The sequence below is a fragment of the Syntrophomonas wolfei subsp. methylbutyratica genome, from assembly GCF_001570625.1.
In the GTDB taxonomy this organism is placed as follows: domain Bacteria; phylum Bacillota; class Syntrophomonadia; order Syntrophomonadales; family Syntrophomonadaceae; genus Syntrophomonas; species Syntrophomonas methylbutyratica.
In genome coordinates, this window is record NZ_BBQT01000062.1 from 1 (window position 1) to 627 (window position 627).

The following is a 627-nucleotide window of genomic DNA, read 5'->3' on the forward strand; positions in this document are numbered from 1 at the left end:
GCCACCATTGAAAGAGTGCGTAATAGCTCACTGGTCAAGTGGCTCTGCGCCGAAAATGTAACGGGGCTAAGCATAGTACCGAAGCTTTGGATAGCGGAGGACGGATGACAGAGGACGGAAGGCGGAATTATAATGGCAATCAAAAGCTATGAAGATTTGATAGTATATCAGGAAAGCTATAGATTAGCAATCAAGATACATCAAATATGCTTAAAATTGCCAAAAGAAGAAAAGTATGAGTTAGTACCTCAAATACGTAGGTCAGCCATATCTATACCCGCCAACATAGCTGAAGGCTATGGAAGAAGAAATTCTGCTAAAGAATTCAAGCATTTTTTAAGGAATGCGATGGGTTCAGTGAATGAAGTCAAAGTATACATTGACATGATTAAAGACCTGGGTTATATCGAGCAAGAAGCTCACCAGCAACTGAAAGCCAAATACGAATCAGTCAATAAGCAACTATACCGACTCATTCAAAAATGGACCAAGTATGAAGCAGAGTAATCCGACTTCCGACTTCCGACATCCGACTTCCGTTATGGTAGGGGAGCATTCCTAACGGGCAGAAGCTGTACCGAAAGGAGCAGTGGACTATTAGGAAGAGAGAATGCTGGCATGAGTAAG

Annotated in this window: 1 rRNA gene; it reads left to right on the plus strand. The window is 42.3% G+C overall.

The window, feature by feature from the left end:
* Positions 1–627, plus strand: a 23S ribosomal RNA gene (locus tag AWB54_RS15010); the annotation flags it as partial.